Source organism: Micromonospora sp. MGP-C2 (genome assembly GCF_057766525.1).
Map to the genome: position 1 here is coordinate 5,461,024 of NZ_JBYMEN010000002.1, position 21,598 is coordinate 5,482,621.

A 21,598-nucleotide genomic window follows, 5' to 3' on the forward strand; every position below is an offset into this window, starting at 1 on the left:
CGGTCGGAGGCCTTCGTCATCCGGTCACTGCACCTTGAGAACCTGGAACTCGATGGTGCCGGCGCGGTTGAAGGTGAGCTGGCGGTAGTGGAAGGCGTCGAAGGGGGCGTGCCAAGCCAGCTCGGCGGGGAGCGAGACCAGCAGCGGGCCGTCGCTCAGCGCCTCGGGCAGTCGGAAGGTCTGGCCGTCGGCGCCGACCTCGATCGGTGACCAGTCCTTCAGACCGAGGTGCACCAGCGACGCCAGCATCGAGCTCGGCTCGGGCCGGTAGCGTGCGACGAGCATCTCGCCCGTCCCGACCTGCGGCACCGGGACGGGCGTGCCCGCCGTCACCGGCTGCGGAACCGTTGTCTCCGGCGCGGAGCAGCGGTTCTGGCCGTGGTGCAGGACCGTCCAACGGTCGGCTTGGGTGCCGACGCGGTAGTTGCAGGCCAGCGCGAGCAGGTAGCGGGGCGTGTCCCAGCGGATGTTGCGGCTGTCGATGCCGACCGTGGCCTCGTGGAGCACGACCTGGTCGTCGGGCGCCTCGATGAGCGCCTCGGCGTTGAGCTCGTCGAGGTACGGCGTGTACGCCGAGAACGTCTGGAAGACCGGGACCGGGCGCCAGTCCAACGAGTAGGTCCAGGGCAACGTCAGTTCCATCGGGTCGACGTGGACTGGTCGACCGCGTAGTTCGCTGACGATGCTCTCGGGCAGTTGATAGGTGTCGCGGGCCCGCGCCCTGCCGGCCTCTACAGAGGTCAGGCGGAAGTCGTTGTTGATGAGCAGCTCAGTGCCCGTCCGCCACTGGTTGCGTGCCAGGAAGGGATCGTAGTTCGCGAGGCTGGAGGGTGCCATGAGGAACGCCGCTCCCGCGGCCGCCAACACAACCGCCGGACGTCCCACCCAGGTGGCGAAGCCGACGAGCAGGAAGCCCGCTGCCAGGAAGAACGAGACTTCGTGGGCCGGGTCGTGGCGGGTGAACCCGTGTTTGAATCCGAACGCGAGCATGACGGCCGAGACCACGACGATTCCAGCTGTTGCGACCGTCCTGTGGCGGACAGCCATGCGCAACGCCAGGAACCCGACGAGGAGTGCGAGGACCCCGGCGGTGAGGTAGCCGAAGGCGAACTCGCCCTGCTCGATGGCGAGGGCTTCCTGGTAGCCACTGGAGATCTCCTGCGAACCGCGCACCCACGGCACGATGTCCGTGATGCGCTGCCCAGCGCCCAGCCAGAGTGCCAGGAACGTCACCACGAACGTTGCCAGAGAAAGTCCGACACCCCTGATGAGGTTCCTCACCGAGGCGACGCTCACCGCAACGAGACCGGCTAGAGCCAGGAGTACCACGCCTTCGGAGAACTTGACCTGAAGCAGGAGGGTCCCCACGGCGGTGAGGACCACAGCGGGCACGGTGTCCCGCCAGGTGTCGATCCGCCTGGTGAACCTGTCGTGAAGCGTCAGCAGGGCCACCAGCAGGCCGGCGTAGACGAGCCTGCCGCCCGGCCCGGCCGGGGCGCTGGCCACGGTCACCGCGAAAGCGATCGCGCCAGCGATTCCGGCAGACCACCGGGGTCGGACGCAGAGGTAGATGACCCAGTAGAGGGCGAGAACCGCTGTCATCCCAAATACGAAACCCAGCGCGGCCTGCGGTCGACTCACATGCTGCGGCCAGTCGAGGAACCCCCACGGCCCATAGTTGAAGACGATGTCTTTCCCGAAGCGCAGGTCGTCCGATACCGCGAAGCCGATGCCCGCCTGCCAACTCGGGTCAAAACCCGGCGAAGGTATCAGGGTTGATGGAACGCCTGCGATCAGGACGGTCAGGCCGAGCCACAGGAACGCGGCGATCCCTGGCAGTCGTGCGGCCAGCTCTTTGCATCGCGTTTCGACCCGAGCCTTGATCGGGGTGGCTGTCTCTGACGTGATCTTCTCATTTGAGGCTTCGCTTGTGACTGAGGTTGGTTCTGTGTCCACCGCGGATCCGCGGCTTTCCCGCTCGGTTTCTTGCATCCGGTCCGTCCGTGTATTGACATTTGTTGGATCACATTTGATCGCGGCTTCAGCGTGGCCGTTTGGCCCGGGCCTTCATGCAGCTCGTCCTGCGGGATTGTCATCCCTCGCTGATCAGGACGACTGGCTCGATGCCGTCGGTGACTTGTTCGACGCGATAGTCGGCGAGCACCGACCGCCAAGCTTCGGCCTCCTCAAGGCCGACGAAGGACCGAATCAGCCAGATGCGTGCACCACCGCGCTGCGCGGCCAACTCGAGTCCGCGCTCGACGCCGAGTCGGATACCTGATGCGTCCAGTCCAGGGACCATGATCACGTCCGACCGGGAAGGCATCGCGACCCACCAGCCGACGGTGTTGTTGTAGGGCGTGATCATGTCGATCGGATCGCGTTTGGAATAGAACGCAAAGCCGTACCACGCCGTAGGGTTGAGAATGACGACGTCATTGCGGGATCGGTGGTTGTTCACGTACTCGGTCGCTGATCGCACATCCATCATGGTGACCGGGGTGCGTTCAAGCCCGGGCTCGTGTCCGTCAAACCGGTACCAAGCGCCGTTGTGAATCGCGAACGCGCCGAGCAGGACCGCGCAGATCGTCGCTGTCACGGCGGTGGGCAGGCTGCGGTGCAGTGCGCGGCTGACGAGCCCCACTGCCAAAGTCGCCGCGCCAACAAGGCCGATGCCCGCCATCGCCACCGCCGTGACGACGAGGAAGTGTGAGGTACGCGGGTCCAGGAGTGGATACACCTCGTTGACTCCCAGAACGATCACCGTCGCCGGCAGCGAACTCACGGCGATGGCGGTTGCGGGGCGACGTGACCATGCGAGGGTCATGATGCCAGCGACGGCAAGGCCGCTGATGAACAGCACTGGCGCGCCGAGGACGGGCGCCAGGTTGTCAAGCCGTTCGGCGAGGTAGCCGGGCAACTCATGCGGCTGTGGAAAGGCGGCTGCCCAGAACTCTCGCATCTCGTCAGACCGGGCCCGTGCCGAGAAGACGACGTAGACGGCCGCCGCGAGCCAGGTCGCGATGAACCCGGCGACGGCCACGTCCAGGAGTCGCGCCCAGCGACGCCGAACGAGGTTGACCAGGAACATCCCGCCGAACACACCCGGGGTGATGATGGCGGTGACGTGGCTGAACAGCATTCCGACGCAGACCGCGGCCACCAGCACCCCGAGTCGCCTGCGTGACCAGGTCCGCTCGGTCCATGCGGTGAGCGCGAGCATGCCCACCGTGACGGCGGCATCGGCGGAGTACTGCTTGAGGTCGTGGCGGACCTGCTGGGCGGGGAGGAGCAGGACCGCCGCTCCAGCGACGGTGCCCGCCACGATCCCCAGTTGACGGGTCGGCCAATGCGGCAGACGACCGAGCGCGTACGCCACGCCGACCGAAAGCACGTGAAACGCGAGCGGAACCACCCGCAGGTCATCGGAGTCCGGGACCAACCGCAGGAGGAGGCTCCAGCCGATCGGAGTCGACGACGTCGCCACCGGCAAATCAGCGAGCGGCATCCGTACGGAGAGCGCCACCCATGCCTCGTCGAGCCAGTACGGCGCAGTGAGCATCGTGCCGATGTCGTGGACAACCGGGACGGCGGCGAGCAGAAGGACGACGACGGTCCAGTCCGTGCGCGTCGGTCGGCGACGTTCCACCGGAGCCGGCACCATGGCGCGATCGCCCACGTTCCTGCTCATGAGCTGTGCGACCACGATGCCTCCCATCCTGGAAGTGCGGACCATACGAGTGCTACGCGTGGTGCCAGGAGCTTGATGCGGTGACGCTCGCCGTCGATACGGTTGCAGGAGCACTGCCGCCTGCCGTCGTCTCATCGGATGGTTCGCGCGGTCTGCGCGGCGTCCAGTTCTTCAGGCGCAGCGCCGGCCTCTCCACCAGATGCCAGGAGACCATCGCGAGTCCCGCGCTGACCAGGGTGCTGGCAACGAAAAAGCCGACCAGGCCGAGCGCCTGCACACCGGCCTTCGCCATGACCTGTTGTACGACGAACGAGTAGATGTAGACCCCGTACGAGTAGTCGTTGGCGGCCCCGACCCGGTGCAGCACCTTCGGCAGCCGTACGGCGAGCCAGAGGACGACGTACGCGTAGGCGAGCAGCGCCGGGCCGAAGAACGACCCATGCACGGCGAGCCAGCCGGAGACCACGATCGCGAGTACACCGAGCAGGTCGTTAATCAGTAGGCGGTCGCTGTACAGCTCGGCGGCCCCGCCGGCGAGGAACATGAAGCCGTACCAGAGCAGGGAGTCTTTCCGGAGCGCGCCGAGCATCGGCAGCGGCCCGATCTCCCCCGTCAGCCAGATGCCCTGTTCCGCGTTGCCGTGACGGAATTGGTTCCAGCAGAGCACACCGAAGACAGCGAGCATCGCGAGCAGCGGAAGCCAGCGGAGTTGCCGGCGCAGGAGGGTCAGGGCGGACAGGGTGGCGACCAGCAGGTAACAGAAGATCTCGTAGGCGAGAGTCCACAATGACCCGTTGATCGTATTTCCGCCCTGCCACCGCCAGTACGGCGTGTCACCCTGCAGCAGGTCGGCGATCCCGAACTGGCGGAGGCCCCCCCACCAGTTCTGTCGCAGATAGTCGAACACGCCGTTGGGGCTCCACCACAGGCCCGTGATGGTGCCGTGCCGCTCGAAGAAGAGCACGGGCGCGACAACCCCGGCGGTGAAGAGGAGACAGACCCACAGGCCGGGCCAGATCCGCAGTGCGCGGTGCCACAGGAAGCGAGGAACCGAGGTGCGCCGAGCGGAACGGGCGATCAGGAACCCGGAGATGGTGAAGAACCCGGCCACCGCGACGGCACCCAGATCGACGCGCTGCATGAGCGGACGACCGAAGCCGAGTGCGGCCGAATGGGACAACACCACGGCGAGCGCGAACGCCAGCCGAAGAGCACCGAAGCTGTTCGCGCGCCTGTCGTAGACCTCGGCGAACGGCTGCGACATCATCGACCGTCGCACCAGGCCTGGGAGGAAGGGAAGCAAGGAAGGCCGCCTGAGTTACCTGGTTCCCGTGGAGCTGGCCGGCGATGGCACTGGCTCGCCCGGAACCCGTTGGGTCGGCACCGACGAGCCGATCAGCCGTGCCGCCTGCCGGTTGCGCCGCGAGGCCAGGGGCAGTCCGATCAGGAACTCGGGGAACATTCCGAAGAACGTCCTGGCGCTCTGCAGTTCGAGCGTGTGAGCGCGGGACCACTGGAACGAATTCGTCGCACGTGCCCAGTGGTGGGTCCAGCGGACGTCACCGAGCAGGGCCACGGGCAGATCGTGCCGCCACGCCCGCAGCCCGAGCTCATGGTCCTCGTAGTAGAGGAAGAACCGCTCGTTCCAACCGCCGAATGCGATGAAATCCGCAGTACGGGCGGCGACAGCCGCGCCCATGACCCAGGCCACATAGACGGCTTCGCCTGGGTTCGCCATCACCCGGTAACCCGCGTGCATCCGGGACAACGGCCAGATCTTCCGGTTGCCCAGCTTGGCCGTGGCGTAGGGGAAGCCCCTGCCGTTGGGCTGGGCGTCCCCGTCGGTGGCGAGTAGTTGAGGAGCGACCAGGCCGCCGTGCGTGTCGAGGTGTTGCTGCAACGCGACGAACCCGTCGGGCTGAATCTCGAGGTCCGGGTTGGCGAACAGGACGTACTCCCCGGCGGCCTCCCGCACCCCGATGTTGTTGGCCCTGGAGAAGCCGACGTTCTCCGGCAGCCGGATCACGCGGGCGCCCAGCTCTTCGGCGACGGCGGCGGAGTCGTCGGCGGAGCAGTTGTCCACCACGATCCACTCGTACGGCTTGGCCGCGCCGGCCCAACACCGGCGCAGGGTGTCTGCGGAGTTGTAGGTGACCGTGACGACGCTCCACTGGTGTGCTGTCATCGGGCTCTCCGAACTGTCAGGTAGCTGTAGAGGGATGCGAAACCGAACCGCCTGCCGTTCCACTGGCGCCGTGCAGCCGGACTCTCCACCAGACCACGTCCGACTCCCCGGAGGAACGGCCACAGCAGGCCTTGGCGGACACGCCGGGCGGCGAGTGCGAGGTGCGCCAGGGCCAGCACCGGCATCGCGACGAGCATCAGCGGCCAGGTGAAGACGCGGGCCGCGACGAGAAGACGGTTGCGGGCCAGGAGGAAGGCCCGGAAGCCCTGGAGCTTGTTGTCGCCCTCGACGCTGTGCCCACCCGCGTGGGGCAGGATGACATCGAGCGCGCGGGTGCGCATTCCCGACGCGTAGAGCCGGTACGCCAGGTCGGCATCCTCGCCCCAGGCGAAGAGGTGCTCGTAGAACCCGCCGAAGCGATGGAACAGTTCGGTCGGGAAGACGGCGGCGCCGCCCGACGGACCGAGCGGCCCCCGCGCCGCGGTGGCGGTCCGGTCGATGAAGAGCGAGACCGGATTGACGTCGATGCCGATGTACTCCCCGCCGTGCATGGCCAGACCGACCGCGATCGGCGTGCCCGGGTCCTCGGCGATGGCGGCGCAGATGCGCGCCAGCGCGTCCTCGGGGAGCCACACGTCGGGGTTGAGCAGCAGCACGTGGCTCGTCCTCGCGGCGGCCACCGCGCGATTGCAGCCCGCCGCGAAGCCCGGGTTCGACGAGTCGGGGAGGTAGTCGTACCGCTCGTCGGCGAGCCAACCGGCGACGACCTTCTCGCAGCCGTCCTCTGGCCAGTTGTCGGCGAAGATGAACCGCACCGGAAGACCCTCCGCGCTGCGGACCCAGGTCGGCAGCGTCTGGGTCAACATGTCGCTCGAACGGTAGAGAACGGTGACGATTGTCAGCGTTTCATCCACGCTGGGATCCACCTCATCGGTTTGCTCAGTAGGTACAGGGCAACGAGGCCCGGAGCCAGCGCCAGCCAGAACGGTTGGACGACGGGATAGAGCTCGTAGACGCCGAAGGTCGCGAAGTAGATGACGAACGCCCGGGTCAGATGATGCGCGGGGCTCCAGGTGGACGCGAGCCGACGGTCGATGACCCCCACGCTGAGGCCCAGCAGCCCGAGGAAGATCACGGCGCCGATCGGCCCGAAATCGAGCAACGGTATGGCTACGAACGTCGCGGTGTTCATGTAGAACGGCTTGCTGAGGCCGGCGGTGATGGCGTACAGGTCTGCAGAGCCGAACAGGCGATCTCCCACCGAGCCGGTGAAGGTCAACGAGTAACGCCCCCAGGTGGGTGGGTGCTGCTCGCGTACCTGCCACAACCGACCGAAGGTCTCGACGGAGCTGCTCAGCGACAGGTCCAGCGACCCGACGCTGGCATACAGCGGGCTGGCGCCGTACTGCGCTCGGAACTGGTCCTCGAACTGGCCGGTGCCGGCCAGCGTCCGTTGGCCACCCAGGAAGACGGCCGCTCCCACCGCGACGGCGCCGATCACGACCACCACGAGCGACACCCGTAGCCGGTTCTTCGGGCTGATGGTCGCCGACCGACGAACCGATAGCGCGGCTACCAGCGGGGGCACGATTCCCAGCAGTACAGAGTTCTTGCTCGCGCCCAGAGCCGCGCCGAAGGCGAAGATGACGACGAAGACGACGTAGGCCCACCGTCCCTCGCTCCTGCCGGTGAGCGCCCGGAGCAGCGAGACCGCCAGGCCGATCCCCCAGAACTCCGAGAACAGCCCGGTGACAATGTTGGAACGCAGTCGCACCGCCTCACGGGCGGCGTCCGGATTGTCGGCGAACAGCGGCGGAACGTCGCCGCGGAACTTCAGCGCAGCGCCGATGAGAGCGAGCAGGAGCAGGAAGAGCACGAAGACCCGGAGCCGACTCTCGGCGGGCCAGCGCAGTTCCGCACGTGTCGACTCGACACCGGCGCGGTCCGTGGGCGGACGGGCCGTCACGGCCGGCATGACGACGGTCGGCGCGTTCGCCGTCGGCATGACGACCGTCTCCGCGTTCGCCGTCGACTGTTCGGAGCGGCTCTTTCTGGCCGCGAGCCGACGGCCGAGATACCAGGCGGCGAGGAACCAGGTCGCATAGATGCCCAGGATCGGCACGGCGGCGCGACCGGCCGGAGAGTCGTATGGCCCCGGAATGGTGAGGACGGCGAGGAAGACGAAGCCCCAGGCGGCCGTGCAGATGGCGAGCCACGTGTGAGCGCGGAAGAGAAGGGCCGCCATTGCGAGGAACGCGGCGGCGACGCCGAACTCGGTGTCCCAGAGGAAGACCCCCACGACGACGGCGACCGCTGCCACCCACGGCACTGCGGCCCAGTAGCGGTTGGATCTGGTGTTCATCGTCGCTGCGGTCACAGGAGCGACCTGTACAGACTCTGCCACCGCTGGACACACCGGTCGAAGGCGTACTCCTGGGCGTACCACTCGGCCACCCGCTGGGCCTCGTCGACGGCTCGGCGGCCGACGGCCTGCCGGATGGCGTCGGCGAGCGCGGCTGGCGCGAGGTCCGCCTGGAACGCCAGGGTGCCGGTCGCGTGCCGGGTGACCTCGGCGAGGCCGCCGGCGCCGGTGTGCACCACGGGTACGCCCAGGGACAACGCCTCCAGCGCGCTAAGGCCGAACGACTCGACCCGGGACGGCACCACGAGGCAGTCGATCCCCTGGAGGAAGTCCGCCGCGACGACCCGGCCGACGAGGTCGAGGTTCGGCTGGGGGGCGATCGGCAGCGTGCCGGCACCGGCGACCTTGAAGTCCAACTCCGGGAGGAGAGCGGCGATCTCGGACAGCAGATCAACCCCCTTCTCCTTCTCCAGCCGGCCGAGATAGCCGACCACCGGCCGGCGGCCCGGCTGTGGGGTGTGCGGCTTCGGGCTGGGCCAGGTGACGGGCAGCGGGTTGGGGATCAGGTGGATGTTCTTGACACCGCCACGCTCGCGCAGTTCGGCGGCCTCGAACTCGGACACCGCCACCGTCGCGTGTGGACGGGCGCGACGCATGGCGAGGTCCAGCGTGATGTTGGACTGGATGAGCGCCTTCTGCTGGAACGACCCGGCCGTGTCCCGGTACTGCCAGAGGCTGTTGTGCAGGGTGACGACGAGTGGGGTCCGCCTGCGTTCCATGCTCAGCGCTGCCCGGGAGTGCATCGCCGCGGACAGCAGATGGGCGCAGACCACGTCCGGCTGCACCTCGTTGACGAGGCGGCGGATCTCCCGGGCATAGCCGAGGTCGACCCGGCTGGTCGCGCTGAGCCCGATCCACGGCACTCCGGCCTCACGCAGCGCATGACCCACCTCGTCGTCCGAGGTGGCGGCGATGACGTCGACGCCCGTGCGCGCGTGAGCCGGGATGATCTCCGTCAGGATGCGTTCGGCGCCACCGAGTTGCCGTCGGCCTGAGCCGCCCGTCGTGCAGACGAACAACACCTTCATCAGGCACGCAGCCCCTCGACAGCGCCGCGCGCGATGGCCCGGCGAACCGCGTTTCGCCCCACCGCCGCGCGCAGGAGCACCCCGCCCACGTACGCCGTCGTGGCGATGCGGCCGCGCCGGCCACCCATCGTCCGGCTCGCCCGGATGAACTCCCGGGTGCGGCGCTGGGAGATCTCCTCCTCGGACCAGCGTCGCTTGGCGGTCGCGTCGTCCTCATGCATGATCACGGCCTCCGGCACGTACGCCAGCCGCAGGCCCTGCTGACGGACGGCCCAGCAGAGCCGCATGTCCTCCGAGTAGAAGAACGAGGTCTCGTCGACCCCGCCGATGGCGTCGAAGGTGCTCCGGCGCATGGCGACGAAGGGTCCGGTCAGCCAGTCCGCCTTCTCCGGCGGCGCGACGATCCGCAGGTTCGGCAGCACGAGGCTCAGCCCGGTGGCGTGCGCGAACCCGACACCCAGGCCCAGGAACCGCCCACCCTCGGTCTGCGACACCCCGGAAGGCGTGACCACGCCCGGGAATGCCGCGCCCACGGTCGGGTCCTGCAGGGCTGTCAGCAGACGGGTCACTGCATCGGCGTGCACGATGATGTCGTTGTTGGAGAGGATCACGTTCGACCGGCTCGTGTGCCGCACGCCGAGGTTCATTCCTCGCGCGTATCCCAGGTTGGAGCCGGACTGGACGTACTGAACGCCCTGCTGGGCGCAGAACTCGCTCAGCGATTCCTGGATGTGCAACGAGCTGCCGTTGTCGACGACAACGATCTCTGCCTCCGCCGGCAGCGACAGGACACAGGCGCGGGTGCGCTCAAAGTCCTCCCAGGCGAGGACAACAATCGAGACATCCATGTCAAACCGTCCCATGATTCGGCGACTGCGCTCGTCGCAGGCTTGCTCTGGAAGCGAAGGCGTGCACGGCGTAGGCGAGCGTCGAGGCGATCGCCGCCCCGAACACCCCCGCCCACGGGATGATCGCAAAGTACGCGGGGATCGCGAACGCCAAGGTGATCATGGCGACCACGGTCGTCGCCCGCTCGCCCCGCCTCTTCAACAGCAGGGCACTCCAGCTCTTGCCGGCGGCGGTCGCCAGTGAGCCGGGCAGGAGGACAAGGCCGAGGATCCACGCGTGTCGGTACTCGGGTTGCAGGTAACCCAGCACGCCGAGCCCGAGGACCGCCGCCAGCGCGACCGGCAGAGCCGCCGTGACCACGGCTCGGGTGGGGTCGGGCCCGTCCGAGCCGTCCCGGCTGGCCAGGATCCGCTGCGCCCGTACGACGGCACCGGCCTGCGCGAACTCCAGGGCGGCCACCGCCAGGGCGTACACGCCGAGTGGGCCCGCCCCGACGAACCGGGCCACCAGGATCTGGTTGAACCGCAGCGTCATCATCTGGGCGAAGATCCCCAGGTGCAGGTTGCCGACGGCGGTCAGGTCGGCGCGGTAGTCCACCCCTGTCGCCTCCGGCTGGGGCGCGCGCCCGATCCGCCGGAGCATCCCCAGCACCAGGCCGCACACGGCCAGGGCGCTGACCCACTGGACGACGAGCCACACCATGCTCCACAGGCCGCCGTCGAGGTAGCCGGCGAAGTACAGGGCGACGTAACCGCCGACCAGGACCGCACCGCTTGCCGCGCGCAACGAGTACACGGCCATGAAGCTCTTCTGCCGCAGCGCGATCGACGAGACCGTGTTGAAGATCGTCAGACCTGCCGCCGACCCCACACCGACCAGGTAACTGCCGATCCCGGCGACCGCGGTGAGTATGGCCGCGGCGACGACGGAGAGCAGGATCGAGGCCACCAGCATCGCAAGCACCCAGGGGCGTCCCCGGGAGAAGACCCAGCCGCCCGGCCGGGACAGCAGGAACGTGTCCAGGGACAGGCCGCCGACGGCCGCGCCCAGTGTCGCGCTCACCATGTTCGCCGAGAGTTCACCGCGTTCCGCCGGCGGCAGAGCCACCGACAGGACTGCCGCCAAGCCGGTCAGGCCAAGCGCCCCCATGTAGAGACGCTCGGGTGCGATGAGTCGCCTGAGCAGGCTAGCGACGCGCCGACCAGGGGGCGGAGTGGTGCCCTTACCCGGCGACGGCCGAGCAGCATTGACCAGCGACACGCCGTTCTCGCCCCCGTTTTTTGACACAGTGCAGTACGACGAGTCGTACGTCGCTGGCACTTTCTACCGGAACGGTGTTGCACCCGCAATCGCCCGGGCGGCCCTAACCGAGCGTGCCGAAACATCTGCCACAGCCGCCGAACGGGCGGCGTAGACTTCCCGACCCGTGAGGATCCTCGTCACCGGCGGAGCCGGATTCATCGGGTCGGAGTACGTTCGCCTGCTGCTGGGCAAGCCCCTCGGCAGTGCCGACGGCGTGCCGCCGCTCGAGCCGGCGGTCGTGACCGTGCTCGACAAGCTGACCTACTCGGGCAACATGGCCAACCTCGACCCCGTCCGCGACGACCCGCGGCTACGGTTCGTCCAAGGCGACATCTGCGACCCCGTCGTGGTCGACGAAGTCGTCGCCGACCACGACGTCATCGTGCACTTCGCCGCCGAATCACACGTCGACCGCTCCATCGCCGGCGCCGCGCCGTTCGTCACCACCAACGTGCTGGGCACCCAGACCCTGCTCGACGCCGCGCTGCGCCACCGCACCGGCCGCTTCGTGCACGTCTCCACCGACGAGGTCTACGGCTCCATCGACGAAGGCTCCTGGACCGAAACCTGGCCCCTCGCGCCGAACTCCCCCTACTCGGCGTCCAAGGCCGGCTCCGACCTGCTCGCCCTGTCCTACCACCGCACCCACGGCATGGACGTCGTCGTCACCCGCTGCTCCAACAACTACGGCCCCTACCAGTTCCCCGAGAAGGTCATCCCGCTGTTCGTCAGCAACCTGCTCGACGGCGCCACCGTCCCCCTCTACGGCGACGGCGCCAACATCCGCGACTGGCTTCACGTCCACGACCACTGCCGCGGCATCGCCATGGTCCAGCACAAGGGCCGCGCCGGCGAGGTCTACAACATCGGCGGCGGCACCGAACTGACCAACAAGGAACTCACCGGCCTGCTCCTGGACGCCTGCGACGCCGGCTGGGACCGCGTCGTCCCCGTCACCGACCGCAAGGGCCACGACCGCCGCTACTCCCTCGACATCACCAAAATCAACCAAGAACTCGGCTACACCCCCAGCATCACCCTCGACCAGGGCCTCGCCGACACCGTCGCCTGGTACCGGGAGAACCGGGCCTGGTGGGAACCGCTGAAGTCGGCACCGACCGCCTGATCTGACAGCGCCGCGGGTGGCGGCGTCGACGTTTCGAGACCGTCGACGCCACCACCCGCGGCGGCTTACGGCTGATCAGCGGCCCCCGGCGCGGAAGACCTCCGAAACGGTGCGGAGCACGACCTTTACGTCCAACCACAGCGACCAGTTCTCGATGTAGTAGTTGTCGAACCGCGCCCGGTCGGAGATCGGGGTGTCGCCTCGAAGACCACTGACCTGCGCGAGCCCGGTGAGCCCGACGGGGACGCGGTGGCGTGCCGCATAGTTCGGGTACTCGGCGGAGAACTTCTCGACGAAGTACGGCCGCTCCGGCCGCGGCCCGACCACACTCATGTCGCCGCGCAGGATGTTCCACAGCTGGGGCAGCTCGTCCAGCGAAGTCCGACGCATGAAACGGCCGATCGGGCCGACCCGGTTGTCGTGCGCGATGGACCAGTTGGTCTGGGACTCCTGCTCGTTCACGGGACGCATCGACCGGAACTTGATGACCTTGAACGGCTTGCCGTACCGGCCGATCCGCTCCTGGTAGAAGAAGATGCCCCGGCCACCGTCGATGAATGTGGCGACGGTGCAGAGCAGCAGCACCGGGCTCAACAGGATGAGAGCGATCGCCGCGAACAGCATGTCGGACGCCCGCTTGATGGCCCATCGCGGGCCGGTCAACGAGATGTCACCGATCTTGACGATCGGGAACGCGCCGATGTGGTCGGGGTAGCCGCTGTGGGAGCGGGAACCCCACAGGCGGGGCACGGCCCAGAGGTCGCAGCGCGAGCTGCGGGGCTGGAGCAGGGTCTCCATGAGGGTGGACTCGTGGCAGTCCGGGTCGGCGATGATCAGGACCTCGCACTCCGCCAACCGGACGAGGTGCTCCAGGTCCGTCAGCGTCCCGCTCAGGGGCAGCGCCGCGTTGTCCTGCCGTGACGGAGCGTCAACGCAGCCCACGTACCGCAGTCCGTACTGCGGGTAGCGGCGCAGCAGCCGTGCGAGTTCGAGACCGATCGGGCCGCCACCCACGATGATCGCGTTGTGCTCCGCCCACCGACGCTTGCGGGACAGGACGGTGAACGCCCTGCTGGCCGCGCGACCGAGGATCACGAGCAACGCGGACAGCGCGACGCCGCGCATGAAACCGCCGACGTACGCCACCGAGGCGTGCCGCTCGGCCGCGATGATGGCCACCACCGAGCCGGCGGCCAGCAGCCGCCCACAGAGGCTCGGCAGCTCGTCGAGGATGCTCACGTGACGACGCGGCCGGTAGAGGCCGCCGACAGCGAAGAGGGTCAGCGTCAGGACGGCGTTGGCGATGGTCCCGCGCCAGTAGCTCTGGCTCAGCAGCAGGGGTGCGAGCAACGCGACCAGGTCCACGGGCGCCACCATCATCCACGCCCGCAGCCACCGGGTCCGGGAGGACGTCCGGGAGCGGGCGTACGGCAGGACGGCCGTCGTGCTCAAGCCGGCCACTTCCGACGGGGCCTTCGCCGGAGTCTCCGGCTCCCTCGAGTGCGGGACGGGTGGGGTGCCGCCGTAGAGACCGCCCCCGTCGCCCGGCACGTCGAGTTGTCCGCCGTACGGCGGTTTGGGCGGATGACTGGTCGCAGACTGGCCTGACACTTGTGGACCTCCCCGTGAAAGCCCTCGATCACGCGTTCGGACCAGAAGGGCGACCGAACTCTACGATCGGCCGAGGCGCGCCACCATGGCCGGCAAGTCAGTTCCTACTCCTACTTTGCGGCGGACAGGATCTCCGGAACGTTGTCGTTGCGGACCGCTCCGAAGACCTTCGCGGCCTTCTCCTTGTCGACCAGAACCACGCTCTCGGTGCCCATCATCCCGGTGCCCTTGGTGGGGCAGGTGAGGAACGTCAGGTTGCCACTGCGCAGATCGCGCATCTGGGAGGCGAGGTCGAGCAGGTTCATGGCCTTGTCCACGGCAACCGCGTCCGCCGTCGCCTTGACGAAGGAGTTCAGCTTGGCCGGGTTGGCGAGCGTTCCGCCGGATGCCGCCTTGTCCAGAATCGCCTTGATGACCTGCTGCTGGTGCCGGATCCGCGCGAAGTCGCCGTCGGCGAAGGCGTGCCGCTCGCGTGCGTAGTCGAGCGCGGCCGCTCCGTCCATCTTCTGCTGGCCAGCCTTGAACGTCCGGCTGCCGTTCAGCGCATACAGGGTGGTGAAACCCTTCTCCACGTCCACGTTGATGCCGCCCAGTGCGTCGACGATCTCCTTGAAGCCTCCGAAGTCGACGATCGCCACGTGGTCGACGCGCACTCCGGTGAACTTCTCCACCGTCTGCACCATCAACGGGACGCCACCCCACGCAAACGACGCGTTGATCTTCGCGTCCTTGCCGCCCCGACCCGTCGACGACTTCGGCACGCTGACCCAGCTGTCCCGGGGGATCGAGATGAGCTGGGCGCTGGAGCGGTCCTTCGGGAGGTGCGCCAGGATGATCGTGTCGGTGCGGGAGCCGGCCTCGCTCTCCGGGTCGCGCGAGTCACTGCCGAGAATCATGATGTTCATGGCGCCCTTGGCGTTCTCGCCCACCTGCGGACGCTCGGCCTCCGGCACACCGTCGAAGGCGTCCACCCGCTCGATGCCAGAGTTGATCGAACGGAAGTAGAGGCCCCCAGCGATCATGCCGCCGCCGCCGAGCAGTGCCAGGACCACGAAGGTGATCAAAGCGACCTTTTGCCACCGGGGACGCTTGGTGCGCGCCTTCTTGGTCGGCTCCGATGGTTGCTGCGCCGCGACGAACTGGGTCTCGGGCTCGGCGTACTCCTGGCGATACTGCATGCCGCGATGCTACTGATTGCGGGTTACGCTCACGTGCCCCCGACTGGGCCGTATGGTTTCACATCCTGACCAAAAAACTTTCCGCCCGGACGTTCGCCCGAACCTGGTATGAAGCAGCGGTGGACGCCACGCAGCTGCGCCGGGCCATCGCCCGTACCCCGCTCGCCCCCGTCGCCGCATTTCCCAAGCGGCTCGCCCGGGTCGCCCGCCACGACGCCAAGGTGCTGCGCATCTCGGCTCGGTGGCTGGTCACCTCCCGGGAACATCACAACTACACGTACGAGCTGACCAAGCTCAGTCGCCACCACCTGACCTGGTTCGTCAGCGTCGTCTGCGACATCCCGGTCAAGCAGGTCCGGGGCTACGTCGCCGAAATCGAGTCCGACGACGTGCTGCGGCACCACATCGAGCATGCCACCGCCACCGCCGCCCGCCGTGGTCTCGCCGACAAGCACGTCCACTACGCCCGACGCGTGGGGTGGTACGCGATCGTCCGCGCCACCCGTCCCGCACACGTGGTGGAGACCGGCGTCGACAAGGGGTTGGGCACCTGCGTCCTGGCGTCCGCCCTGCTCCGCAACGCGCAGGAGGGCCACCCTGGCCGGGTCACGTCGCTGGACATCAACCCCGAGGCCGGCTACCTGGCCGCCAGCCAGCCCTGGTCGGAGGTCGTCGACCTGGTGATCGGCGACTCGATCGCCTCGATCGGCGCACTGGACCGCCCGGTCGACCTTTTCCTGCACGACAGCGACCACAGTCGCGCCCACGAGAAACGCGAGTTCGACGCCGTCGAACCGAAGCTCGCCCCCGGCGCCATCCTCCTCACCGACAACGTCACCAGCACCAATGTGCTCGCCGAGCACGCCGAGCGCACCGGCCGGCGGTTCCTCGCCTACCGGGAGAGCCCCGCCAACCACTGGTACCCGGGAGACGGCATCGGCGTGGCATGGTGACCGGGTGCGGCTGACCTCGATTCACACGTACCCCGTCAAGGGTTGCCACCGGCTCGACCACGACGGCGCGTTCGTGCAGCCGTGGGGCCTGGCCGGCGACCGACGCTGGATGGTCGTGGACGCCGACGGCGTCGGCGTCACCCAACGCGAGACCACCCGGCTGGTCGGCCTGCGCGCCACAGTGCGCCCCGGGGGTCTGGTGCTGAGCGCCGACGGCCAGTCCGACCTCGACGTGCCCGAGCCGGCCGACGGTGCACCGGTCGCGGTGCGCACCTTCCGCAGCCGCAAGCTCCCGGTCCCGGCGCTGCCGGCCGGCGCGGCGGCCGACGACTGGCTCGGCGCGTTGCTCGGCCGACAGGTCCGGCTGGTCTGGCTGGGTCAGCCGACCCGCCACCTGGCCGCCGGGGACCGTGAACACGACACCGGTGACCAGGTCAGCTTCGCCGACGCCTACCCGCTGCTGCTGGCCAACACCGCCTCCCTCGACGCCCTCAACGGCTGGCTCGCCGAGGCGGGGGAGGAACCGGTGCCGATGACCCGGTTCCGGCCCAACCTGGTGGTCGACGGGGCGCCGTCCTGGGCCGAGGATGACTGGGCCGGCCGGTCGCTGCACATCGGTGACCTGCGCTTTCGCGCCGCCGGGCCGTGCGACCGGTGCGTGGTGACCACCACGGACCAGGAAACCGGGGTACGCACGAAGGAACCGCTGCGCACACTCGGCCGACACCGCAACGTCCAGCAGAAGCTCCTCTTCGGACTGCACCTGGTGCCGATCGACAGTGGACCCCTGACCGTGGGAGCCCCGGTCGTTCTCGCGACCTGACGGCCGGCCCGACCCACGACCGGAACGCGGCGATCACCGTCCGTCGATGCTGTCTTAGCTTTGGCTTAGCCGGCTTGTCCGCCCGCGCCCGGGTCCGGCAGCATCGCCGTCGTGACGGACGAGAGCGCTGTCGACATCACCATCGACCTGGACCATGCTCCCGAGGAGCGGCCCGCGTCGTCGCCCCGCTCCGTGCCCTGGCTGGTGGCGACCGGCGTCACCGTCCTCGCGGCGGCGCTCGGCCTCACCCTGACCCTGCGGTCCGGCTCCGCCCCGGCCTGCGCCGCCGCCCTGCCGCTCGCCGCCGCGCCACCCACCGGCAACGCCACACACAGCGGCAAGGCCACCTTCTACGACTCGAAGGGTGCCGGCGGCAACTGCTCGAACCCCGCCGCCCCCGCCAACCGGCTCTACGTGGCGCTCGGCCCGAGCGAATACTCCGCGGCTGCCGCCTGCGGCGGATTCCTCGACGTGACCGGCCCGAAGGGCACCGTTCGAGTGCTGATCATGGACCAGTGCCCGGAGTGCGCGCCCGGTCACCTCGATCTGTCCCGCGAGGCGTTCGCCCGGATCGCCGACCCGGTCCAGGGCCTCGTCCCCGTCACCTACCGCGCCGTGGTCAACCCGCCGCTGCCCGGACCGCTCACCTTCCGGATGAAGGAGGGCGCGTCGCAGTGGTGGTTCGCCCTCCGGGTCGGGAACCACGGCAACCCGCTGCGGTCCGTCGAAGTCCGGCAGGGTGACAGTGGTGCCTGGCAGTCGGCCACCCGGCAGGACTACAACTACTGGCTGATCGACGCCGGCGCCGGGCCCGGCCCGTTCAGCATCCGCGTCAGCGACGTCTACGGAAACCGGGCCACCGTCGGCGGCATCCGCCTGGCACCCGGTCAGGTGCAGAACAGTGTGGTCCGGATGTACGGGCGCGGCGCCGTGGCGGCCACCCCGCGCGCCTCCACATCGGCCCGGCCGCCCGGCAGTCGACCCGCTGTCACGCCGACCCCGGCCCGCCGTCCGGTCGAGGTGGCGAAGGCGAGCGCCCCACCCACCGGTACGCCGACCACCCAGCCGGCCGGAGCGAACGCCCGCTGGTGCGCGGGCTGACCGCTCAGTCGACCGGCGTCAGGTCGAGCCACATCAGGATCTCGTCGCGGTCGTCACCGGGCGCCACCCGCAACGCGCGCGGCAGCCGGCCGATCTCCCGATAACCGAGACGGGCGTAGAACGTGTCCAACCCCAAGCCGTCGCGCACCGTGACGTGCAACGCCTCGTGGCCGAACTCCCGCCCCAACCGGGCCGCCTCGACCATCAGCGCGGCGCCGTAGCCGGCGCCCTGAGTGTCCGGGTGGACCATCACCCGCTTCAACACACACCAGTGCGCCTTGAGCGGGAAACGGTTGTCACTGAAGATCAGTACCGCCACCAGCCGGTCTCCGGAGTAGCCGACCAGCAGCCGGTCCGGACCGTCGGCGATACCGGCGAAGGTCGGGTCGGCGAGGACGTGAACGTCGGCGGCGGTGACCGGCGGCACGAAACCGACGGCGCCGCCGGCGTTGCTGACGTCCGCCCAGAGGTCGACGATCTCGGCGCGCAGCTGCGGGGTCAGGTCGGGGTCGAGGACGAAGTGCAGACTCACGCCCGCCATCCTGACCCGCTGACCAGGCCCGCGACCCACGACAGTGACGCGCCCGACAATCGACGCCGTCGAGCTGCGCCGCCCTGTCAGGCCAGCGATGGGGTGGGGCCGACGGGATTCGAACCCGCACTGGTGCGGACCTAAACCGCATGCCTCCTGCCGTTGGGCTACGGCCCCTTGAAGCTGAACTCGACCAGCGTCCACGGCCATTCTTGTCGACGAGGCAGTCGCCTGCCTATCCGAAAGCCGGTCGGAGTCACCGCATCAGGATCGTAGACCACCTCGGGCTCGACGAGCGCAGGCCGTCGCTGACCAGCGTACGTGGAGGTCTGGCTGTGACAATTGGGGCATAGTAGTCGGAGGTTGTGTGGCCGGTTGTCGAGGAAGTCGCCGTTGATGTGATCGACGTGGAGCGTCAGCTTGGCGCCCTGCCACGTCGAGCCGGTGCCGCACACCTCGCAGTTCTCAGGAAGGCCGATGGTCGCCAGGGCGCGCTTGAGGCGGATGCCCGGGATCCGGCGAGAACCCTCGGGGAGCACCACCAGCAACTCCGTGGGGGACAGTCGCCGCCAACGCACGCCCCGGTTGTGCGCGCTGCCGGTGAAATGCGACGTGTCGATGCCGAATCTCTTGAGCTGCCGACTGATGTGCGCGTGCGAGCCACCACTGACGCGAACGCCGAGCAGCCGCATCACCTCGGTGATGTTGCGCGCGGCGGCGGCAGCGGCGGCCAACGCTTCGGGCGTGTACTTGTATCGAACCACTGACGGAACGTAGCGGCCCGGTACGACAGATCAGTCCAGGCCGAGGTCGCGGCGGAGCTTGGCGACGTGGCCGGTGGCCTTGACGTTGTAGAGCGCCCGTTCGATCTTGCCGTCGGCGTCGATCACGAACGTCGAGCGGATGACGCCGGTGACGGTCTTGCCGTAGAGCTGCTTCTCGCCGTACGCGCCGTAGGCGGTCAGCACCGCCTTGTCCGGGTCGGACACCAGCGGGAAGGTGATCGCGTCGCGCTCGCGGAACTTCGCCAGCTTTTCCGGCTTGTCCGGGGAGATGCCGACGACCTCGTAGCCGGCGGCCTGGAGCGAGGCGAGCGAGTCGCGGAAGTCGCAGGCCTGCTTGGTGCAGCCGGGGGTCATCGCCGACGGGTAGGCGTACAGGACGACCTTGCGGCCTCGCAGGTCGGCGAGGGAGAGCTGGTCGCCGGTGTCGGTGGCGAGGGTGAACTCGGGGGCGGGGTCACCGGCGGAGAGGCGGTCGGGCGCGGTCATGGCCCGACGATACCGCTGGGTTGGCCGGTGCCGTCGTCGGCGAGCCGCGCGGGTCCGCGCCGGCGGGTGAAGATCGACTCGTGGTTCTGGAAACCGGGGCATCCCCGACCCGCGGACACCCCGACATCAAGAAAGGCGAGTCGATCACCAGGCGGATGCCCCGACATTCATGGAAGTCGAGTCGATCAGCCGAAGTGCCGACGCCGCACCTGACCTGGAAGGTGATCAAGCTCATCCGTTGTTGCAAGACTCTGGCAACAACGAGGTTTGGGAAATAGGCTGACCCACGCCGGCCCGGTCGGGCCCGCTGACGCGTGGGAGGTCGCGTGGAAACACTGGCGATGCACATCTCGAACGGGATCATCGACGGTCCGGTTGCAGCCATCTTCGCTGCGCTGGCCCTTGCCGCGCTCACCGTCTGCGTCCTGCGCGGTCGGCGCGACCTGGACGACCGGCTGGCCCCGATGGCGGGCCTGGTGGCGGCGTTCATCTTCGCCGTCCAGATGCTCAACTTCCCGATCTTCACGGCCGGCGTGAGCGGCCACCTGCTCGGTGGCGCGCTCGCCGCCATGCTGGTCGGCCCGTGGGTCGGCGCGCTCTGCGTGGCCGTGGTGCTGGTGGTGCAGGCACTGATCTTCGGTGACGGCGGCGTGGCGATGCTCGGCCTCAACATCACGAACATGGCGCTGCTCGGCACCGCCGCGGCGTACGTGCTGATCGCGGTGCTGCTGCGGGTGCTGCCCCGTACGCGGGCCGGTCTGGCCGTGACCGCGTTCGTCGCCGCCACGCTCAGCGTGGTGGTCGCGTCGCAGGGCTTCGTCCTGCAGTACTGGCTGGGCGGCACCACCGACCTGGGTAACAACCTGACCGGCCTGGCCGGCACGATGGCGGGCGTCCACCTGCTGATCGGCATCGGCGAGGGCCTGATCACCGCGACCACAGTGCTCACCGTCGCGAAGGTGCGCCCCGACCTGGTGTACGCGCTGCGCTCCCTGCGCACGCCCGCCGCCCCTGCCGCCCCCGCTGTCCCGGTCACCGGAGGTGCCCGATGAAGAACCGTTCCTGGGCCTTCCTGGCCGGTGGACTGCTGGTCGCCCTGCTGCTCGCCGGTGTGGTGAGCAACTACGCCTCGTCCCACCCGGACGGGCTGGACTCGTCCCTGCTCAAGGGTTGCTCCGTCGACGCCGACGACAACATCGTCGGCGGCAGTTGCCCCGCCCAGCAGGCCCGTGACCACGAGCTGGCCGACAGCCCGCTGGCCGACTACGGCGTGCGTGGCGTGCGGAACAGCTTCGTCTCCACCGGCCTCTCCGGGGTGCTCGGGGTGCTGGTGACCTTCGCGATCGGCGCTGGTGGCTTCTGGCTGCTGCGCCGCCGGGGCACAACCCCGACCGCCGGCACGACGCCCACCGACGGCACGACCCCGACCGACGGCACGACGCCCACCGACGGCACCAACCCGACCGACGGTGACCCCGCGACGTCCGACGACGTCCGGCGCCGCGCCGACGCGGCCAGCTGAGCAG

20 protein-coding genes and 1 tRNA gene are annotated in these 21,598 nt (G+C 68.9%); 6 read left to right on the forward strand and 15 right to left on the reverse strand.

What is annotated here, in order from left to right; genetic code table 11:
• Positions 1–24: 24 nt before the first annotated feature.
• The 9 genes from AC3CF1_RS25185 to AC3CF1_RS25225 form a co-directional block, all read right to left on the reverse strand.
• Complete coding sequence (locus AC3CF1_RS25185; RefSeq protein WP_355160718.1) at positions 25–1,992, reverse strand: hypothetical protein; 1,968 nt, start codon at positions 1,990–1,992, stop codon at positions 25–27.
• Positions 1,993–2,092: 100 nt separating this feature from the next.
• Positions 2,093–3,706 (reverse strand): hypothetical protein, encoded by a 1,614-nt coding sequence (locus AC3CF1_RS25190; RefSeq protein ID WP_355160719.1) that lies wholly within the window; start codon positions 3,704–3,706, stop codon positions 2,093–2,095.
• 37 nt (positions 3,707–3,743) lie between these two features.
• The gene (locus tag AC3CF1_RS25195) at positions 3,744–4,958 is read right to left on the reverse strand and encodes an acyltransferase family protein (protein ID WP_355160720.1); all 1,215 of its coding nucleotides are present in this window, start codon (positions 4,956–4,958) and stop codon (positions 3,744–3,746) included.
• A gap of 51 nt (positions 4,959–5,009) precedes the next feature.
• On the reverse strand, positions 5,010–5,876 hold the full coding sequence (locus tag AC3CF1_RS25200; protein ID WP_355160721.1) for a glycosyltransferase family 2 protein: 867 nt from the start codon (positions 5,874–5,876) through the stop codon (positions 5,010–5,012).
• Entirely contained in the window at positions 5,873–6,790 is a 918-nt protein-coding gene (locus tag AC3CF1_RS25205; protein ID WP_355160722.1) for a glycosyltransferase family 2 protein, read from the reverse strand. Before AC3CF1_RS25205 ends, AC3CF1_RS25200 begins: the two co-directional genes overlap by 4 nt.
• Entirely contained in the window at positions 6,775–8,238 is a 1,464-nt protein-coding gene (locus tag AC3CF1_RS25210; protein WP_488451413.1) for a hypothetical protein, read from the reverse strand. Before AC3CF1_RS25210 ends, AC3CF1_RS25205 begins: the two co-directional genes overlap by 16 nt.
• A gap of 11 nt (positions 8,239–8,249) precedes the next feature.
• Complete coding sequence (locus AC3CF1_RS25215) at positions 8,250–9,326, reverse strand: glycosyltransferase family 4 protein (protein WP_355160724.1); 1,077 nt, start codon at positions 9,324–9,326, stop codon at positions 8,250–8,252.
• Positions 9,326–10,174, reverse strand: coding sequence for a glycosyltransferase (locus tag AC3CF1_RS25220; protein ID WP_488451414.1), 849 nt, complete (start codon positions 10,172–10,174; stop codon positions 9,326–9,328). The genes AC3CF1_RS25215 and AC3CF1_RS25220 overlap by 1 nt, the downstream gene beginning before the upstream one ends.
• A gap of 1 nt (position 10,175) precedes the next feature.
• Positions 10,176–11,324: a polysaccharide biosynthesis protein gene (locus tag AC3CF1_RS25225; RefSeq protein ID WP_355160726.1), complete on the reverse strand. Its 1,149-nt coding sequence runs from the start codon at positions 11,322–11,324 to the stop codon at positions 10,176–10,178.
• A 277-nt stretch (positions 11,325–11,601) separates the two neighbouring features.
• Between AC3CF1_RS25225 and rfbB the strand changes: the two genes are divergently transcribed.
• Positions 11,602–12,603 (forward strand): dTDP-glucose 4,6-dehydratase, encoded by a 1,002-nt coding sequence (gene rfbB / locus AC3CF1_RS25230; protein ID WP_355163811.1) that lies wholly within the window; start codon positions 11,602–11,604, stop codon positions 12,601–12,603.
• A 75-nt stretch (positions 12,604–12,678) separates the two neighbouring features.
• On the opposite strand, the gene AC3CF1_RS25235 is transcribed toward rfbB, so the two are convergent.
• Positions 12,679–14,064, reverse strand: coding sequence for a sugar transferase (locus AC3CF1_RS25235; RefSeq protein ID WP_488452129.1), 1,386 nt, complete (start codon positions 14,062–14,064; stop codon positions 12,679–12,681).
• A gap of 260 nt (positions 14,065–14,324) precedes the next feature.
• On the reverse strand, positions 14,325–15,392 hold the full coding sequence (locus tag AC3CF1_RS25240; protein WP_355159524.1) for an LCP family protein: 1,068 nt from the start codon (positions 15,390–15,392) through the stop codon (positions 14,325–14,327).
• Between the two features lie 119 nt (positions 15,393–15,511).
• Between AC3CF1_RS25240 and AC3CF1_RS25245 the strand changes: the two genes are divergently transcribed.
• The 3 genes from AC3CF1_RS25245 to AC3CF1_RS25255 all read left to right on the forward strand — a co-directional run bounded on the left by AC3CF1_RS25245 (position 15,512) and on the right by AC3CF1_RS25255 (position 18,269).
• Positions 15,512–16,345 (forward strand): class I SAM-dependent methyltransferase, encoded by an 834-nt coding sequence (locus tag AC3CF1_RS25245; RefSeq protein ID WP_355159526.1) that lies wholly within the window; start codon positions 15,512–15,514, stop codon positions 16,343–16,345.
• A gap of 4 nt (positions 16,346–16,349) precedes the next feature.
• Positions 16,350–17,168: an MOSC domain-containing protein gene (locus AC3CF1_RS25250; RefSeq protein ID WP_354981266.1), complete on the forward strand. Its 819-nt coding sequence runs from the start codon at positions 16,350–16,352 to the stop codon at positions 17,166–17,168.
• A gap of 111 nt (positions 17,169–17,279) precedes the next feature.
• Entirely contained in the window at positions 17,280–18,269 is a 990-nt protein-coding gene (locus AC3CF1_RS25255) for an expansin EXLX1 family cellulose-binding protein (protein WP_488451415.1), read from the forward strand.
• A gap of 4 nt (positions 18,270–18,273) precedes the next feature.
• On the opposite strand, the gene AC3CF1_RS25260 is transcribed toward AC3CF1_RS25255, so the two are convergent.
• The 4 genes from AC3CF1_RS25260 to bcp form a co-directional block, all read right to left on the reverse strand.
• Positions 18,274–18,801: a GNAT family N-acetyltransferase gene (locus AC3CF1_RS25260; RefSeq protein WP_088951496.1), complete on the reverse strand. Its 528-nt coding sequence runs from the start codon at positions 18,799–18,801 to the stop codon at positions 18,274–18,276.
• A 103-nt stretch (positions 18,802–18,904) separates the two neighbouring features.
• A tRNA-Leu gene (locus AC3CF1_RS25265) sits at positions 18,905–18,978 on the reverse strand.
• Positions 18,969–19,565, reverse strand: a complete 597-nt coding sequence (locus AC3CF1_RS25270) for an HNH endonuclease signature motif containing protein (RefSeq protein WP_354981264.1) — start codon at positions 19,563–19,565, stop codon at positions 18,969–18,971. Before AC3CF1_RS25270 ends, AC3CF1_RS25265 begins: the two co-directional genes overlap by 10 nt.
• Before the next feature lie 30 nt (positions 19,566–19,595).
• Entirely contained in the window at positions 19,596–20,072 is a 477-nt protein-coding gene (gene bcp / locus AC3CF1_RS25275) for a thioredoxin-dependent thiol peroxidase (RefSeq protein ID WP_088946464.1), read from the reverse strand.
• Positions 20,073–20,398: 326 nt separating this feature from the next.
• On the opposite strand from bcp, the gene AC3CF1_RS25280 reads away from it, so the two are divergent.
• Together AC3CF1_RS25280 and AC3CF1_RS25285 are read left to right on the forward strand one after the other, a co-directional pair.
• The gene (locus tag AC3CF1_RS25280) at positions 20,399–21,124 is read left to right on the forward strand and encodes an energy-coupling factor ABC transporter permease (RefSeq protein ID WP_099850968.1); all 726 of its coding nucleotides are present in this window, start codon (positions 20,399–20,401) and stop codon (positions 21,122–21,124) included.
• On the forward strand, positions 21,121–21,594 hold the full coding sequence (locus AC3CF1_RS25285; RefSeq protein WP_488451416.1) for a PDGLE domain-containing protein: 474 nt from the start codon (positions 21,121–21,123) through the stop codon (positions 21,592–21,594). The genes AC3CF1_RS25280 and AC3CF1_RS25285 overlap by 4 nt, the downstream gene beginning before the upstream one ends.
• The last annotated feature ends 4 nt before the right edge of the window (positions 21,595–21,598 follow it).

Coding starts and splice junctions, on each gene's coding strand:
- bcp (WP_088946464.1), bottom strand. CDS start 20,072: ATGACCGCGCCCGACCGCCTCTCCGCCGGTGACCCCGCCCCCGAGTTC.
- AC3CF1_RS25285 (WP_488451416.1), top strand. CDS start 21,121: ATGAAGAACCGTTCCTGGGCCTTCCTGGCCGGTGGACTGCTGGTCGCC.
- AC3CF1_RS25200 (WP_355160721.1), bottom strand. CDS start 5,876: ATGACAGCACACCAGTGGAGCGTCGTCACGGTCACCTACAACTCCGCA.
- AC3CF1_RS25210 (WP_488451413.1), bottom strand. CDS start 8,238: ATGAACACCAGATCCAACCGCTACTGGGCCGCAGTGCCGTGGGTGGCA.
- AC3CF1_RS25215 (WP_355160724.1), bottom strand. CDS start 9,326: ATGAAGGTGTTGTTCGTCTGCACGACGGGCGGCTCAGGCCGACGGCAA.
- AC3CF1_RS25185 (WP_355160718.1), bottom strand. CDS start 1,992: ATGCAAGAAACCGAGCGGGAAAGCCGCGGATCCGCGGTGGACACAGAA.
- AC3CF1_RS25195 (WP_355160720.1), bottom strand. CDS start 4,958: ATGATGTCGCAGCCGTTCGCCGAGGTCTACGACAGGCGCGCGAACAGC.
- AC3CF1_RS25220 (WP_488451414.1), bottom strand. CDS start 10,174: ATGGATGTCTCGATTGTTGTCCTCGCCTGGGAGGACTTTGAGCGCACC.
- AC3CF1_RS25240 (WP_355159524.1), bottom strand. CDS start 15,392: ATGCAGTATCGCCAGGAGTACGCCGAGCCCGAGACCCAGTTCGTCGCG.
- AC3CF1_RS25225 (WP_355160726.1), bottom strand. CDS start 11,324: ATGGGGGCGCTTGGCCTGACCGGCTTGGCGGCAGTCCTGTCGGTGGCT.